This window comes from Planktotalea arctica, assembly GCF_002105285.1.
GTDB lineage: Bacteria > Pseudomonadota > Alphaproteobacteria > Rhodobacterales > Rhodobacteraceae > Planktotalea > Planktotalea arctica.
Window position 1 is genome coordinate 81100 of record NZ_MUHR01000002.1, and the last position, 14784, is coordinate 95883.

Sequence of the window (14784 nt, forward strand, 5' to 3'; positions counted from 1 at the left end):
GGCCCTGCACGGCTTGGCAATTTCAGGCTTTTTTGACCGCCATATATGCGGCGAACCGTTCGAACAGGTAGTAGCTGTCTTGTGGTCCCGGGCTTGCTTCCGGATGGTGCTGAACGGAAAACACGGGGCGATCTTCAAGGCGGATGCCACAGTTCGAGCCATCAAACAACGACACGTGGCTTTCGATCACACCCGTTGGCAGGCTTTGGCTATCAACTGCAAAACCATGGTTCATCGAGGTGATTTCCACCTTGCCGGTGTCGTGATCCTTCACGGGATGATTGGCCCCGTGATGACCGTGGTTCATTTTGATCGTCTTGGCCCCAAGCGCGAGTGCAAGCATCTGATGTCCAAGGCAAATTCCAAACACAGGCAAGTCCTTGCGCGCCAAAATCCCTTTGATCATTGGCACCGCATAGACGCCTGTTGCGGCGGGATCGCCCGGTCCGTTGGACAGGAAAACACCGTCCGGATTATGGGCAAGGACATCTTCGGCTGTGGCGCTCGCAGGGAGCACGGTGACGTCGCAGCCCGCAGAGGCAAGGCAGCGCAGAATGTTGCGCTTGGCGCCGAAATCGATCGCGACGACCTTGTGCTTGGGGGCGGTTTGCACAGGGTAGCCGTCCGGCCAGGCCCACCGCATTTCATCCCAGCGATAGCTTTGGGTGCAGCTGACATCTTTGGCGAGATCGAGCCCTTCGAGGCCAGCAAAGGCCTTGGCCTGAGCGATCAGCGCCTTGGTGTCGAAATTTCCATCTGGATCATGAGCGAGCGCAGCATGCGGTGCGCCTTGATGGCGGATTGCGCGGGTCAAGCGGCGCGTGTCGACGCCGCCGATCGCGATGCAGCCGCGCGCGGCAAGCCAATCGCCAAGCTCTTGTGTGCTGCGCCAACTGGATGCCTCTGTCGGGTTCCATTTGACGACCATGCCCGCTGCGCCGACAGGCTGGCCGGTCTCTTCGTCCTCGATATTGGTGCCAGTGTTGCCGATATGCGGGAAGGTAAAGGTGACGATCTGCCCGGCGTAGGACGGATCGGTCATGATTTCCTGATAACCGGTCATGGCTGTGTTGAAGCACAGCTCTGCGATTGCGGTGCCGGTTGCACCGAAACCATGGCCATAAAACAGCGAGCCATCGGCAAGCGCAATGCAGGCGGTGGGTTTTTGAGTGCTTTGCGAGAGGCTGAGTGTTTGCGCAGAGGTCGGCATGTGGCAGTTCCCCGATGTTCAGATTTGCATGCTGCAGCAGCTAAATTGGCGCGAAACTATGTCCCACGCAGCGCAACGTCAAGGGAAAGCCCAAAAACGAAACCCTTATAAATCAGTACCTTAAATAAAATCACGACCCTTGCACCGCGGCGCTGCTTTGGCTAAGGTCCAAGGCTCTGAAAGACCAGGGGATGGGTTTGGAGCATAACATGCGTGAGAAGATTACAGCAGCACTGAAACAGGCGATGCGCGACAAGGCGGTCGATCGGCTCTCGACGTTGCGTCTGATTAACGCTGCGATCAAGGACCGCGATATTGATGCACGCTCCGAGGGGCGCGACGAGGGCGTGGGCGAGGACGAAGTCCTTGCGATCCTTGGAAAAATGTCCAAGCAGCGCCTGGAAAGCGCACGCGCCTATGAAGAAGGTGGGCGGATAGATCTGGCAGAGCGCGAACGTTCGGAGATCACCGTGATCGAAGAATTCCTGCCACGCCAGTTGAGTGAAGCCGAGGTCGCAGAGGCGGTGAACACCGCGATTGCCGAGACCGGTGCGGAGTCAATTCGTGATATGGGCAAGGTGATGGGGATTCTTAAAGGGCGCTACACTGGCCAAATGGATTTTGGCAGCGTCGGTCCGGTGGTCAAAGATCGGCTTTGCGCGGGCTAACAAGGGCGCTGGAGCCGGGAAAATCGATGGTGAGCTGCGAAAGTTGCTCTTGGTCGGTTACCTTGAAACGCTCGATGAAACGCTGTTTGAAGCCACCGCGCCCACGGCGACTCTCAAAATTTTCGCCATGATTGATGACGTAAAGCGCGCGCGCGGCAGTGCTGCGTTCAAGCGTGAAACCCGCCAATTCGGCGAGGTAGGGGTAGAGCCTGTGTTCGTGCTCTGCTAGCGCTTGGAAAAACGCGGTTTCGGCGGCGGGCGCTCCGCCGACAGGCAGGGCCATGCAGCTGCCACAGAATTTCCAGAACGGTTTTTGTCCAAGTGCGCGTAGACTGCGATTTTGTGTTTCAGCGACGTGGCCCGTGCCAGCGTTTACCATATATCCTGCGCAGACCAGCAGGCCCTTGTCCGGCTGAGCGTGCAGATCAGTAGTGAAATCGCGGTGCAGCAGGTCATCGCCGTCCAGCGGCATGAAAAATCCGGGTTTTGCAGTGTCGGTCAAGCAATGCTGCGCAAGCGATTGGAGTTTCGCAACCTTGTCATGGCCATCTATGTTTTGATCAAAAGGTAAATGCGTGATGCGTGGGTCGAGCGTTATTGCATCGGGGCGCGTTTGTGAGCAGATAACCGCGCGCCAATTCGGATCACTCTGTGCAATCAGTGCGCGCAAAGAGCGTTCCAGCGTTTCTTCGATTACCGCCCAATCGCTGACCTGATTTGCGCCGACCAAGGGAATCGCAAAGGTGGTGATTGGGTTGCCTTTTGCAGATGTTAAGTGGGTTTTTAGGGCAAGGGCCGCATGCTCGGCCTTGTTGAGCGAATTGCGCGGCAACAGCGGCGCTGCGCCGAAGTGGGCGAGGCGTGCGATCACGGCGCGGCGCAATTTGGCGAGCTGGGTTTGTTCGTGCATAAATTTGGTGGCCTGTGTGAAACGTTCAGCGTCCAAGTCGGGCGCAAAGTTCGCTATAAAGTGCGATGCGTTCCTCTTCGCTTAAAAACGCACCGATTTCAACTTCACGTCCGCCGCCTTGAAGAGTGACGTAATTCGGCACCGGTCCTTCGCTGGGATGTAGGGCCGCACGCACCCAATAGGTGTTGCATTCCCAATGCTGATCCTGTGCGCGCGGATTGCTGCGATCAAGCTGCGTAATGTCCGGCGTAATCAACAGAACCTCTGAAATGCTGCGATCATGGTACGAACGGTTCAAAGCATACCAGATGCCACCGACGGCTAGCAGCAGAAACGGGAGCAAGCCCCACAGCACTGCTGTGCCGATCAATGCAAAAAGCGGCAGTGAGATCATCGTGAAGGTGGCCAGTACAAAGGCGGCCATGCCGCGCGCTGGCAAGGATTGATGGGGCCAAAGGACAAGCCTGTTGCTGGTTCTATCAGAACTGTTTTGTGACCATTGATATGGCATGGGCTGTTTTCCGTTGGCCTGCTGGATATCACAGAGGTAGTGGCAGTGCAGAAAAAGGAAAGCCCCGACGCGGAACGTCGGGGCTTTGTAGATCGTTTACGTTAAGCCAAGACGCTTAGTGGGCCGGGCTTTTGTCCCAGTCTTCCTGCTTTGGAAGCTGCTCGAACGTGTGCTCGGGCGGCGGTGAGGGCAGGGTCCACTCTAGTGTATCTGCGTACTCATTCCACGGGTTGTTCTCTGTCACACGAGCGCCTGCGCGCAGTGTGTAGAGGATCACGCCGATAAAGAAGAGGAAGGATGCGAAGGACAGGAATGCGCCCCAGCTTGAAACGTAGTTCCAGTAGGCATAGGCCTCCGGGTAGTCGATGTAACGACGCGGCATGCCCTGACGACCCAAGAAGTGCTGTGGGAAGAAGGTGATGTTCGAGCCGATGAACATCGCCCAGAAGTGCAGCTTGCCAGCCCATTCAGGATACATGCGACCCGACATTTTAGGCAGGTAGAAATAGATCCCTGCGAAAATGGCGAAGACCGCTCCAAGGCTCATCACGTAGTGGAAGTGTGCAACGACATAGTAGGTATCGTGATAGGCACGGTCCACTGCCGCCTGCGAAAGAACGATGCCTGTCACGCCACCAACTGTGAAGAGGAACAAGAAGCCGAAGGCCCAGAGCATCGGCGTCTTGAACTCGATCGAGCCGCCCCACATCGTAGCGATCCAACTGAACACTTTGACACCCGTCGGCACCGCAATGACCATGGTCGCCAGCATGAAGTAGCTTTGCTGCGTCAACGACATACCCACGGTATACATGTGGTGTGCCCATACGACGAAGCCGAGTGCGCCAATCGCGATAATCGCCCAAACCATCGGCAAGTAACCGAAAACAGGTTTGCGAGAGAACGTTGCGATGACATGGCTGATGATACCAAAGCCGGGCAGAATGATGATGTAAACCTCGGGGTGTCCAAAGAACCACAGGATATGTTGGTAGAGGACCGGATCCCCACCGCCTGCCGGATCAAAGAATGTCGTGCCGAAGTTACGATCTGTTAGCAGCATCGTGATCGCGCCTGCCAGAACTGGCAAAGACAAGAGGATCAGCCAGCTTGTCACGAAGATTGACCAAGCGAACAATGGTACTTTGAATAGCGTCATACCGGGTGCGCGCATGTTCAAGAAGGTGGTGATCATGTTGATCGCACCAAGGATCGAGCTTGCACCGGATACGTGGATCGCGAAGATTGCGATGTCCATTGCCATGCCCGGGCTACCAGCGGTCGAAAGCGGTGGATATAGCACCCAGCCTGCGCCTACGCCCAATGCTCCGCTTGCTTCACCGGGAACAAAGAACGAGCAGATCGCAAGCGTCGTACCGGCGACATACATCCAGTAGCTTAGGTTGTTCATCCGCGGGAACGCCATGTCCGGCGCGCCAATTTGCAAAGGCATGAAGTAGTTGCCGAAACCGCCGAAGAGCGCGGGAATCACCACGAAGAACATCATCATGATGCCGTGACCGGTGATCAGAACGTTCCAGAGGTGGCCGTTTGGCGTACATTCGCCTACTGCCGCCGCTGTCATACGTGCACCTTCAAGGCACATGTACTGCACGCCGGGCTCCATCAGCTCCATACGCATGTAAACGGTGAAGGTTATAGAGATGAAACCGACGATTGCTGAGGTAAACAGATATAGGATACCGATATCTTTGTGGTTCGTGGACATGAACCAGCGGGTGAAAAAGCCGCGCTGATCTTCGTGTTCATGGCCGTGAATGGCTGCGTCTGCCATGCGTGCCTCCTGCTGATGTGTTTAAAAGGCGCATGAGGAGTCTCCGCATGCGCCTGGTATTGCATCTGGTTTTAGAATGCTTCCCCCTTGGCTTCAATGTCTGAGTTTGACGCAGATCAACAAAAATTGTCGCAGGCTGCTGCCTGCTTTGATGCCATTCATCCAGCATAGAACTGAATCCGGAGTTAAGCGGAGCGAGCGCTTTGATCAAATACCAACGGAAAAACCGCTAATTTGTATCAAATACCGTGTCAAAGCTGCGTTTTAGCGCGACATCGAGGTCATCCATTGAAATGGGCAAGCCCAGATCGACAAGGCTGGTGACTCCGTGCTGGGTGATTCCACAAGGAACGATGCCGCTAAAATGCTCCAGATCAGGCTCCACGTTGATGGAAATACCATGAAAACTGACCCATTTGCGAAGTCGAATGCCAATTGCGGCGATCTTGTCTTCTTGAAAGGCACCGCTGGCGTGCACGGGTCTGTCGCGCCGCGCCACCCAGACGCCAACGCGGCCCTCGCGAATTTCGCCCGTGACGTTGAATTCGGACAGGGTCGTGATCACCCAAGCCTCGAGTTGTTTGACGAAGGCGCGCACATCGCGTCCGCGCTTGCCTACATCGAGCATGACATAGGCAACGCGTTGGCCTGGGCCATGATAGGTATATTGTCCACCGCGTTTTGAGAGGTGCACGGGAAAGCGCTCCGGATCGGTCAGATCGGCAAGATTGGACGAAGTGCCGGCGGTATAAAGGGCCGGATGTTCGAGCAGCCATATCATCTCGTCTGCCTCGCCAGCAGCGATTGCCGCGGCGCGCGCTTCCATGAAAATGACCGCGTCTTCGTACTCGATCAAGCCGTTTGAAATTTTCCACTCTACCATGACAGCGCCTTACTATGCGCCCCGAATAGAGGCAATTATTTCGTTCCCGTATCCCGCCTACTTTGGCAGGATGTCTGCGTCTTTCAAGGCTTTGACGTTGCTACGGCTGGCTGGCAACTCGCGCCCGTCCGCAAGTGTGAGCACGGCCCTGTCCCCCTTGCGGCGCGCTTCGGTAACCTGGCGAAGCGCGACCCAGTGGGAGCGGTGGATTTGCAGGCCCTCGATCTGACCCGTCTCGCGAATTGCATCGGAAAGCCGCATGAGCAATAGCGACGTGCCTTTTGTGGTGACGACTTCTACATAGTGATCCTGCACTGAGAGCGAAATCAAAGCGCCGCGTTTACCAAGCTCGATTCGCTCGAGCAGGGCAGGCGGCGCATCGATCTGCGCGCCAGTGGGGCTGGCATTATCCCAGAGGTATTGCGCAGCGAGTGCTATGACCGCCGCTGCCGCGATGACCGAGACGAGCAGGGGGCCCACATAGCTGATTTCGAACGGCGCGATGCCGAAGGCGATCCAGTTGAGCAGGGTGACGCAGATGCCGATTGCAAAGGCCGCTGCGCCGGCGGTCAAGGCGCGCGCGGCCCAAATCGCGACCTTGCCGCGCAGGGCCTCACCTGTGATGGTTGAAACGAAAATACCGAGCGCGAAGGTCAAAGGTGCGGTGATGGCCCAGTATGCAAGGCGTGGGCCAAGCGTCATGCTTTGCAGCGTGCCGAACGGGCCGGATATGCCGAGCAAGATCACCACAGCCAGTAGAACCATCTGCGTCATATGCGACGAAAAAATGCGCCGCACTTCACGAAGCGCGCGTTGCGGTGGGCTGTCGGTCACGTAAAATCCCCGCGTTTCGCCACAGAGCGTAAAGACACCGCCAAATGGGGCGGCCATGCAAGGGTTTAGCGCAACTTGACGCATTTGGAAAAGGACCTTTCTCATGGATATCGCTCCCCTGTTCGCCGCTTCTGTGGCAATTCAACTTCACGTGGGCGCAGCGCTTGCTGCGCTGGCCTTGATTCCGGTTATCTTGGTACGCCGCAAGGGCGATCGGCTGCACATGTTAACAGGGCGCGTCTGGACGCTTGCTATGGCGTTGACCGCGCTGAGTTCCTTCGCGGTGCATGAAATTCGCCTGTTTGGTCCATTCAGCCCGATCCATTTTCTATCGCTGTTGACGTTATATTAACTTTCTGGAGCCATCTATCAGGTGCGCCGGGGCCGGATCACCGCGCATAAAAAACACATGCAAGGTGCGATGGTCGGCCTTGTCGGGGCAGGGCTGTTTACGCTTTTGCCAGGGCGGTTGATGTCGGATGTGATGTTCAAAGGGGTCGAAGTCCCCGGTTTTGCAGTATCGCTGGGCCTGAGTGTCGTGGCCTTGATTCTGTGGCGGTGGATGGGCCGTGCAGGCGGCGGGAGCACGCCTGCCTAAGGGCGGATCACCCGTCTGAGAGATTTCGGGATTAATGGGCGATTTGCGCTTGGCATCGCAAATCGGCTCGTCTATACGCCGCTCACTTACTGGTGTTTCGCGGTCGTGGCGGAATTGGTAGACGCGCAGCGTTGAGGTCGCTGTGAGGTAACACTCGTGGGGGTTCGAGTCCCCCCGACCGCACCAGTAGGTCAACAGATAGGTCATCCTAGGACCCGGCGATAAGTCGTTGAGGCCACGCTTAAAGACGTGGCTTTTTTTATGCGGTTTTGGGTGCATTTTCGGTTTTGCGAGTCAGCGCCTGAAGCTTGTGCATTGAAGCGGAATAGATTGAAACGGCATTGGCTCCCTAAATCCGGCACCTCATATCGTGTGTGTGATAAGTTCGGTGGTGTTGTCGGCAGCAATACGATCGTCAGCGACCCCAGCAAACCTGTTCGATCGGCTGCTTTTCGATCGGCTGCTTATAGGGTAATCCCCCTTAAATTGGTGGTGATTGATTCAGCGGGTCACGGCAACAGCAGCTCTAATCTACGGGCAGGCGACAGGAAGCCCAAGGTTTTTCTTGGCCGGTTGTTCAGATGTGCTGCGACCTTGTCCAAGTCTTTTTATGAGTAGCTTGAAAGGCAGGAACTCTTGGGGCGCTGGCCGCGACGCCACGTAGATTTGTTTGCAATGATAGCACGGTACCGCACGCGCCCGCCGTTTTTAATATATTCTCGACTTATTGTCGAAGGGCTGCGGCACAACGTCTTGGCTATGAAACCTGCGCTACACCCATGAGAATTACCTCGGGAAAATTCCTCGCGTTCCTCCAGACTCAAAGCCGCAGCACGCCGAAACCTTTGCCGCGGTCGGATGCCACCATGATATTGCGAATTCGAGAAAGCAGTCGCCGGCGGTTTGTCGATAGCCCGCGCTATATTAGCCATAGCGGTCCCGCGCTCCCATTCATGTCAAGTTTCGGATTTCCTTTGCTCGTCCATCGGTCGTGGCTTGGTCATCAACACAGTCTTTTAAATTCAAAGCTCTACACTGTGTTGCAGTGACCAGCTGAATCCATCACCACTGATTTTAGGGGGGATCACCATAGCACCAAGTGTTTCAATAAAATATGATGGTAATATTTGAAGATTGATGTCTACAGCGCTGATACTGCAGGTTTTTTCGATCCATCTGCAGGCGTGAGTGCTGGCCATGTCGTTCTGGTCGATCAGAACGATTTATCGCGCGCCTCTCTTATGGGTTCTGGCCTGCGCGTGAGCGGTCTGCTTCGGGGTTAATCGAAGTAACGGACCAGTGGACTGGCGGCGCGGAAAATCTCGATCAGTGTGTCGATCGCGTCATCGTCATATAAAAACGCGTCTGGCAAATTCTTGCGACATCCCAGCCCGGCCATTTGCAAATAGGGCGCTGCCGGATCATCGCGCTCATATCCTTGTGGCACCGAGTTCAGTTTTTTTCGGGTGAACAGGCCATTGGGGAACATCTCGCTGAATGCGTCGTCGCGCAAGGCGTCCTCAAGGCCTGCCGGATCATCGTGCAGGCGTTTTTGCATTCGGTTGAGGCCCGTTTTGGAGGGCTGTAGCAAGCCACTGCCTGCGTAGCATTGACCGGGCTCGAGATGCAGGTAGTACCCGAAGTCTTCTTCGGGGTGGCCAGCATTGGCAAATATATCCACGCCTGTGCGATAAAGGCCGGGGCCGTCGCGGTGACGCGGGTCTTGCTGCATTTTTGTGTAGCTTTGCTTGGGCTTGCTGCGGGCCTCGGCGACGAAGGGGTCAAAGCGATCTGCATAGCTGTGCAGGGTCATGGCAATTCCGGTAAAGTTGCGCCGCGCATCGCCAAACTCGTCGCGGTGCTGGTCCACCCATGCCTTGCGATTATTTTGCGCAAGTTCTGTAAGGAACGTGAATGTCTCCGGCTCAACCATAATTGCAACTCCCAATTTAGCCCGTCTGTCCCGCGCACTGATGGGGGCGGCTTTGCCGAAACCTATCAGAAGAAATTGCCGCTTTCACGACTTTCTCGAAACGCAGCGCATGCGCTGGGAGGAGCGCAAGGGCACGCGAGTCCAAGTAATAAGTTTTCCGTAATTGCCACACGACGGGTCTTGGCAGAGTGAATTGTGTGGCGGAGACGAAGGGATTCGAACCCTCGAGACCCTTCCGGGCCTACTCCCTTAGCAGGGGAGCGCCTTCGACCACTCGGCCACGTCTCCGCCGACGGGGATATCCCCGATGGGGCAGGGGATACAAGCCGGAAAATGCGAAGTTTTGCTAAAATGTTGTGCCTTATGCCAGTTTTGACATCTCGTGGAGAAACTGCCGTTTGACAGCAGGGGCATCGATAGACATGAGGACGTCGGTTTCGGGTCGACCGTCCTGCGCAAGGATGGTTTTGCCGGAGGTTTCTTTCTCGCAAGAGACGCTCACGGGCACTGCACGCGGGGTGAAAAGCTCGGGGTGGGTGCAGGCGATAACCGCTGCGGGGTCGTGAAGCGAGCAACCATCGTGTTTGCCGACTTTTGCGTAGAAGTGCAGATAAAAGCGGCTCATCTCGTTGATCATGCCGCCAAGTCGGGGGCTTGCGGCCTCCATAGCGTCGAAATCCTCTGCGGTGCACAGGATGCGGTGGGTGACATCGAGGCCGACCATGGTGATGTTTGCGCCGGATGCAAAGACGCGCTCAGCGGCATGGGGATCGTGGTAAATGTTCGCCTCGGCGTGGGGCGTGATGTTGCCCCCTTCCTCCAAGGAGCCGCCCATGAGCACGATGCGCGCGACGTTGCTGGCGAATTCTGGATCGAGGTCGAGCGCATCCGCGATGTTGGTTAATGGGCCAATGGGGCAAAGGACCAATTCGCCTTTGTGCTGGCGCGCCATGCGCACGAGAAATTCGGCGGCTGGCTCATCCAGCGCTTTGCCTTCGGGTGTTTCTGCAGGCATTTCGCCAAAGCCTTCGTCCCCGTGCACATTATGCGATGGCGGAAAAGCGGGCAGGGTGCGGGGTTTGCTAGCTCCTTGTGCCACGGGAACGTCGTTCAGCCCAGCCCATTCCAGCAGTCGCAGCGCATTGCGGGTGGCTTGGGTGGCCGTAACATTGCCAAAGATGGAGGTGAGGCCGAGCAGTTCGATGTCCGGTGCGGCCGCTGCGTAAAAGATCGCCATAGCGTCGTCGATACCGGGGTCCGTGTCGATGATAAGTTTGAGCGGGCTGGTCATAATGCGGCGTCCTTGATCGTTTGAGGGCAGGGTGGCTAAAACTGGCGAGATGCACAACTCTTGTTTTTTGGATTTTCTGCGGGTGGCCCCTCTTGCATACCTATTCAAAACGCCGCAACCTGATAGCCTGTCTCTGAATGGAAAGGTCTGGGTGATGCGCATGAAAATGGGGTCAAACGCCACTCGAAAGAGCGATTTACGATGAGGGGGTTCGATGCGCGCTTCGCCGATTTGCCCGACTACATCCTGAAATGCACGGCGATGATCTGGGAGGGGCGTGATATCGCAGCACTCAACTGGCACTATGGTGATGATCTATTGGTGCGCACGCCTGCAGGGATTTCGCGGGGCAATGGCGCGGGAAAAGCCAATACAATGGCGACATTGAGCGAATTTCCGGACCGTCAGCTTTTGGGTGAAGACGTGATTTGGTGCGGTAATGAAGACGATGGATTTCTGTCTTCGCACCGCATCATTTCCACGGCGACCCACCAAGGGGGCGCTTTTGGCGCTGCGAGCGGGCGCAAGCTCACATTTCGCACGATTGCCGACACGTTTTGCCGTGATAACCGTGTTTGGGACGAATGGTTGATCCGCGACAATGCGGCGATTGCTGTGCAACTGGGGCAAACGGGCGAGTCGGCTGCGCGTGCGATGATCGCCGCTGGCGATAGGGCGATGCCGCTCACGCCTGAGAGTGATGTCACAGGGCCTTACACCGGGCATGGGAACGAGGACGAGTGGGGAGCAGCCCATGCGGGCATTCTGCGCCGCATGATGGACGCTGATTTCAGTGTGATCCCAGATGCCTATGACCGTGCTTGCCATCTGTCGCTCCCGGGCGGCGTGGAGGCGCATGGGCAGAGCGCAGCGGATGCGTTCTGGCTCGGCCTGCGCAGCAGTTTTCCCTCGGCGAAGTTCACGATCGCGCACCAGATCGGGCGCAGCGATCCGTTAATGGCACCGCGCAGTGCAATTCGCTGGTCCCTAACAGGATGCCATGAAGGTTGGGGGCGTTTCGGTGCACCGAGCGGGGCAGAGGTGCATGTGATGGGGGTCAGTCACGTTGAATTCGGCCCGCGGGGTCTGCGGCGCGAGGTAACCCTGTTTGATGAAATTGCGATCTGGAAGCAGATATTGCTGCAAACCGAGGTGCTTGAGGAGGCTGGGCCATGACCGAGGAAACACTCACGGACGACTTGCTTGGGCTGCTGCGTTCGGTCGATACGCCGACGGTTTGCAACGCGATTGAGGTGGCGCAGGGCAAGCGCGGGTTCAACAGGTTCACACGCGGCACGATGCAGCACTCCAAGCCCGGTGATCCTGCGGTTGTCGGCTTTGCGCGCACCGCGCGGATTTCGGGCCTTGCGCCGCCGAGCGAGGCCGGGGATGTCATTCGTGCGCGCCGTATGGAGTATTTCCGTGCGATGGCGCGCGGGGCTGCTCCTTCGGTTGCGGTGATCGAGGACGTGGATTATCCCAATTGCATCGCAGGTTGGTGGGGCGAGGTGCATGTGGCGGTGCACAAAGGGCTTGGTCTTAAAGGCGCAGTGACCAATGGCGTGATGCGCGATCTGGATGTGATTGACGAAGGGTTTCCGATCCTTGCGGGCTCCATCGGGCCGAGCCATGGCTATGTCCATGTGGTTGATCTGGGCACAGAAGCGAACATCATGGGGATGCGCGTAGCGCAGGGCGAGTTGGTCCATGCGGACCGTCACGGCGCGATAGTGATACCTGACGATGTGATCCTGCATTTGCAGGATGCGATTGAAACTGTCGTCAAAAGCGAAGCGATAGTTTTAGGCCCCGCCCGCGCACCGGGTTTCGACATCGACACGCTGGAAGATGTTTGGGCCAAGTTTGAGGCGGCGCGGACCTGAGAGGGCACGCCGCTGCGGTTTAATTATTAAACAAGAAGTGCAGCACATCACCGTCTTTGACGATGTAGGCCTTGCCTTCGGCGCGCATTTTCCCTGCCTCTTTAGAGGGGCCTTCACCGCCCAAAGTGACATAGTCGGTGTAAGCGATGGTTTCGGCGCGGATGAAGCCTTTTTCAAAATCGCCGTGGATGACGCCTGCGGCTTTGGGCGCGCTTGTTCCCTCGCGAATGGTCCAGGCGCGGGCCTCTTTTGGACCGACTGTGAAGTAGGTTTCCAAGTGCAGCAATTCATAGCCTGCGCGGATGAGGCGGTCGAGGCCAGCCTCGGCGAGGCCCATTTCTTCAAGGAACATTTGCGCTTCTTCAGCGTCGAGCTGGCTGATTTCTTCTTCGATCTGCGCGGAAATGATGACGTGGGAATTGCCCTGCGCAGCGGCCATCGCTGCGACGGCTTCCGAGTGTGCATTGCCTGTCGCGCTCTCGGCTTCACCGACGTTGCACACATAAAGGACAGGCTTGGACGTTAGGAGCTGTAGCAGCTTCCATGCCTTTTTGTCGTCCTCATCCACGTCCACTGTACGTGCTGGCCTGCCCTCTTCGAGCGCTCTTTGAGCCGCCTCAAGCAGGCGGTCCTGCTGGATTGCTTCCTTGTCGCCGCCGCGGGTTTTGCGGGTCAGGCCCTGGCGGCGTTTCTCGACGCTTTCCAGATCGGCGAGCATAAGTTCGGTTTCAATGGTGTCGGCATCCTCGACCGGGTTTACGCGGCCATCGACATGGGTGACGTCGCCATCTTCAAAGCAGCGCAGAACATGGGCGATCGCGTCTGTTTCCCGGATGTTTGCGAGAAACTGATTGCCGAGGCCTTCGCCCTTGGAGGCCCCTTTGACGAGGCCGGCGATGTCCACAAAAGTCATGCGCGTCGGGATGATCTGTTTCGAGCTTGCGATGGCGGCCAGCGTGTCGAGGCGCGCATCGGGCACGGCGACATCGCCTACATTAGGCTCGATCGTGCAAAAGGGGAAATTCGCAGCCTGGGCTGCGGCGGTTTTCGTTAGCGCGTTGAAGAGCGTGGATTTACCGACATTCGGCAGTCCGACGATACCCATTTTGAAACCCATGACGCTCTCCTTAGCTTTGACGCGCCTCCATACGGCAGGTTTATGCGCTGGCGCAAGGTATCTGCGTGTTTTGGACGGTGAAAACATTGGGCGCGCTGGCGCGCGCGCGGGTTTAGCATGGCCAAGTGGCCATGCGGAGTGGGGGCGCTGCCCCCGTCTCGGCGAGCCGAGCCTCCCCCGAGGTATTTTGAGGCCGAAGAAGGTGGGGCGTGTCGGCTTTTTTGGCGCAAAGCGCATCGGCGCTCTTGCACAGCGCGCAGGTTTCGCGGCAAGTGCGTGTCAACAGTGGAAAGGACGTTGTGATGACCCGGATCGATGCCAAGTTCGAGAGCCTGCGCGCAAGCGGCAGGAAAGCCTTTGTGTCTTATATCATGGCGGGGGATCCCGATGCAGAGGTTTCGTTGCAGATCATGAAGGGTCTGCCACAGGCTGGCGTGGATATTATCGAGTTGGGGCTGCCGTTCACTGATCCGATGGCGGATGGGCCGACCATTCAGCTCGCGGGGCAGCGCGCGCTTGATAAGGGCATGACGTTGCAAAAGACGCTTGATATGGCGCGCGCGTTTCGTGAGGGTGATGATGAAACTCCGATCGTATTGATGGGCTATTACAATCCGATCTATTCGCGCGGTGTGGAAACGTTTTTGAAAGAGGCCAAGGCGGCTGGTATCGACGGTTTGATTGTTGTTGATCTGCCACCTGAAGAGGATGCGGAGCTGTGTATTCCGGCGCAAGCGGCGGGTTTGAATTTCATTCGCCTTGCCACGCCTACGACGGATGATGCGCGCTTGCCGCGGGTTTTGCAGAATACATCGGGCTTTGTTTATTACGTGTCGATTACCGGGATCACCGGGGCGGCTACTGCCGAGGGCGCGGATGTCGGGCCGGAAGTCGCAAGGATCAAATCGCAAACGGATTTGCCCGTGATCGTGGGCTTCGGCATCAAGACGCCGGAGAAGTCGCGTGAGATTGCGCAGATGTCCGACGGGGCTGTCGTAGGCTCGGCCATCGTCGAGAAGATTGCTGCGGGCGAGAGCGTCGAGCAGGTTCTTGCCTTTGTGAAGTCACTCGCGGATGGTGCTCATAGCGCGTGACGCAGGAAGCGGTTCTAGAGCAAGGCGCGTCTCGGCCGGGGCGCGCTTTTTGCATGT

At 57.2% G+C, this 14784-nt stretch carries 16 protein-coding genes, 2 tRNA genes and 1 pseudogene; 8 read left to right on the forward strand and 11 right to left on the reverse strand.

Annotation, left to right across the window (positions count from 1 at the left end):
- Positions 1–22: 22 nt before the first annotated feature.
- Positions 23–1210 carry a glutamine-hydrolyzing carbamoyl-phosphate synthase small subunit gene (gene carA, locus B9P63_RS03305; protein WP_085307142.1) on the reverse strand — a complete coding sequence of 396 codons (1188 nt, stop codon included), beginning with the start codon at positions 1208–1210 and terminating at the stop codon, positions 23–25.
- A gap of 209 nt (positions 1211–1419) precedes the next feature.
- On the opposite strand from carA, the gene B9P63_RS03310 reads away from it, so the two are divergent.
- The gene (locus B9P63_RS03310; protein ID WP_176219091.1) at positions 1420–1878 is read left to right on the forward strand and encodes a GatB/YqeY domain-containing protein; all 459 of its coding nucleotides are present in this window, start codon (positions 1420–1422) and stop codon (positions 1876–1878) included.
- On the opposite strand, the gene B9P63_RS03315 is transcribed toward B9P63_RS03310, so the two are convergent.
- The 5 genes from B9P63_RS03315 to B9P63_RS03335 all read right to left on the reverse strand — a co-directional run bounded on the left by B9P63_RS03315 (position 1853) and on the right by B9P63_RS03335 (position 6916).
- Positions 1853–2788, reverse strand: a complete 936-nt coding sequence (locus B9P63_RS03315; protein ID WP_139816191.1) for a glycosyltransferase family A protein — start codon at positions 2786–2788, stop codon at positions 1853–1855. The two genes, B9P63_RS03310 and B9P63_RS03315, sit on opposite strands and share 26 nt — an antisense overlap.
- 25 nt (positions 2789–2813) lie before the next feature.
- On the reverse strand, positions 2814–3299 hold the full coding sequence (locus B9P63_RS03320; RefSeq protein WP_085307145.1) for a DUF2244 domain-containing protein: 486 nt from the start codon (positions 3297–3299) through the stop codon (positions 2814–2816).
- 115 nt (positions 3300–3414) lie between these two features.
- Positions 3415–5094: a cytochrome c oxidase subunit I gene (gene ctaD / locus B9P63_RS03325; RefSeq protein WP_085307146.1), complete on the reverse strand. Its 1680-nt coding sequence runs from the start codon at positions 5092–5094 to the stop codon at positions 3415–3417.
- A 229-nt stretch (positions 5095–5323) separates the two neighbouring features.
- On the reverse strand, positions 5324–5977 hold the full coding sequence (gene lipB, locus B9P63_RS03330; RefSeq protein WP_085307147.1) for a lipoyl(octanoyl) transferase LipB: 654 nt from the start codon (positions 5975–5977) through the stop codon (positions 5324–5326).
- Between the two features lie 57 nt (positions 5978–6034).
- Positions 6035–6916, reverse strand: a complete 882-nt coding sequence (locus B9P63_RS03335; RefSeq protein WP_085307148.1) for a LytTR family DNA-binding domain-containing protein — start codon at positions 6914–6916, stop codon at positions 6035–6037.
- Here B9P63_RS03335 and B9P63_RS03340 point away from each other — a divergent pair.
- The 3 genes from B9P63_RS03340 (at position 6915) to B9P63_RS03350 (ending at position 7595) form a co-directional block, all read left to right on the forward strand.
- A complete protein-coding gene (locus B9P63_RS03340) occupies positions 6915–7163 on the forward strand; it encodes a DUF2306 domain-containing protein (RefSeq protein WP_085307149.1) in 249 nt (82 codons plus the stop codon). The genes B9P63_RS03335 and B9P63_RS03340 overlap by 2 nt on opposite strands.
- 21 nt (positions 7164–7184) lie before the next feature.
- Positions 7185–7409 (forward strand): DUF2306 domain-containing protein, encoded by a 225-nt coding sequence (locus tag B9P63_RS03345; protein ID WP_085307150.1) that lies wholly within the window; start codon positions 7185–7187, stop codon positions 7407–7409.
- A gap of 99 nt (positions 7410–7508) precedes the next feature.
- A tRNA-Leu gene (locus B9P63_RS03350) sits at positions 7509–7595 on the forward strand.
- Positions 7596–8029: 434 nt separating this feature from the next.
- Here the strand turns inward: B9P63_RS03350 and B9P63_RS19615 are convergent.
- A pseudogene (locus B9P63_RS19615) lies at positions 8030–8413 on the reverse strand (helix-turn-helix domain-containing protein); the annotation flags it as partial.
- Positions 8414–8536: 123 nt separating this feature from the next.
- On the opposite strand from B9P63_RS19615, the gene B9P63_RS19125 reads away from it, so the two are divergent.
- Positions 8537–8692 (forward strand): hypothetical protein, encoded by a 156-nt coding sequence (locus tag B9P63_RS19125; protein ID WP_176219092.1) that lies wholly within the window; start codon positions 8537–8539, stop codon positions 8690–8692.
- On the opposite strand, the gene B9P63_RS03360 is transcribed toward B9P63_RS19125, so the two are convergent.
- The 3 genes from B9P63_RS03360 to B9P63_RS03370 all read right to left on the reverse strand — a co-directional run bounded on the left by B9P63_RS03360 (position 8689) and on the right by B9P63_RS03370 (position 10633).
- Positions 8689–9342 carry a DUF2461 domain-containing protein gene (locus tag B9P63_RS03360; RefSeq protein WP_085307152.1) on the reverse strand — a complete coding sequence of 218 codons (654 nt, stop codon included), beginning with the start codon at positions 9340–9342 and terminating at the stop codon, positions 8689–8691. The genes B9P63_RS19125 and B9P63_RS03360 overlap by 4 nt on opposite strands.
- Positions 9343–9540: 198 nt before the next feature.
- A tRNA-Ser gene (locus B9P63_RS03365) sits at positions 9541–9630 on the reverse strand.
- 73 nt (positions 9631–9703) lie between these two features.
- A complete protein-coding gene (locus B9P63_RS03370; protein WP_085307153.1) occupies positions 9704–10633 on the reverse strand; it encodes a nucleoside hydrolase in 930 nt (309 codons plus the stop codon).
- A gap of 201 nt (positions 10634–10834) precedes the next feature.
- Between B9P63_RS03370 and B9P63_RS03375 the strand changes: the two genes are divergently transcribed.
- Positions 10835–11809 carry a nuclear transport factor 2 family protein gene (locus B9P63_RS03375; protein ID WP_085307154.1) on the forward strand — a complete coding sequence of 325 codons (975 nt, stop codon included), beginning with the start codon at positions 10835–10837 and terminating at the stop codon, positions 11807–11809.
- On the forward strand, positions 11806–12516 hold the full coding sequence (locus tag B9P63_RS03380) for an RraA family protein (RefSeq protein WP_085307155.1): 711 nt from the start codon (positions 11806–11808) through the stop codon (positions 12514–12516). The genes B9P63_RS03375 and B9P63_RS03380 overlap by 4 nt, the downstream gene beginning before the upstream one ends.
- A gap of 19 nt (positions 12517–12535) precedes the next feature.
- On the opposite strand, the gene ychF is transcribed toward B9P63_RS03380, so the two are convergent.
- A complete protein-coding gene (gene ychF / locus B9P63_RS03385) occupies positions 12536–13633 on the reverse strand; it encodes a redox-regulated ATPase YchF (protein WP_085307156.1) in 1098 nt (365 codons plus the stop codon).
- 302 nt (positions 13634–13935) lie between these two features.
- Between ychF and trpA the strand changes: the two genes are divergently transcribed.
- Positions 13936–14727, forward strand: coding sequence for a tryptophan synthase subunit alpha (gene trpA, locus B9P63_RS03390; RefSeq protein WP_085307211.1), 792 nt, complete (start codon positions 13936–13938; stop codon positions 14725–14727).
- Positions 14728–14784 lie beyond the last annotated feature (57 nt).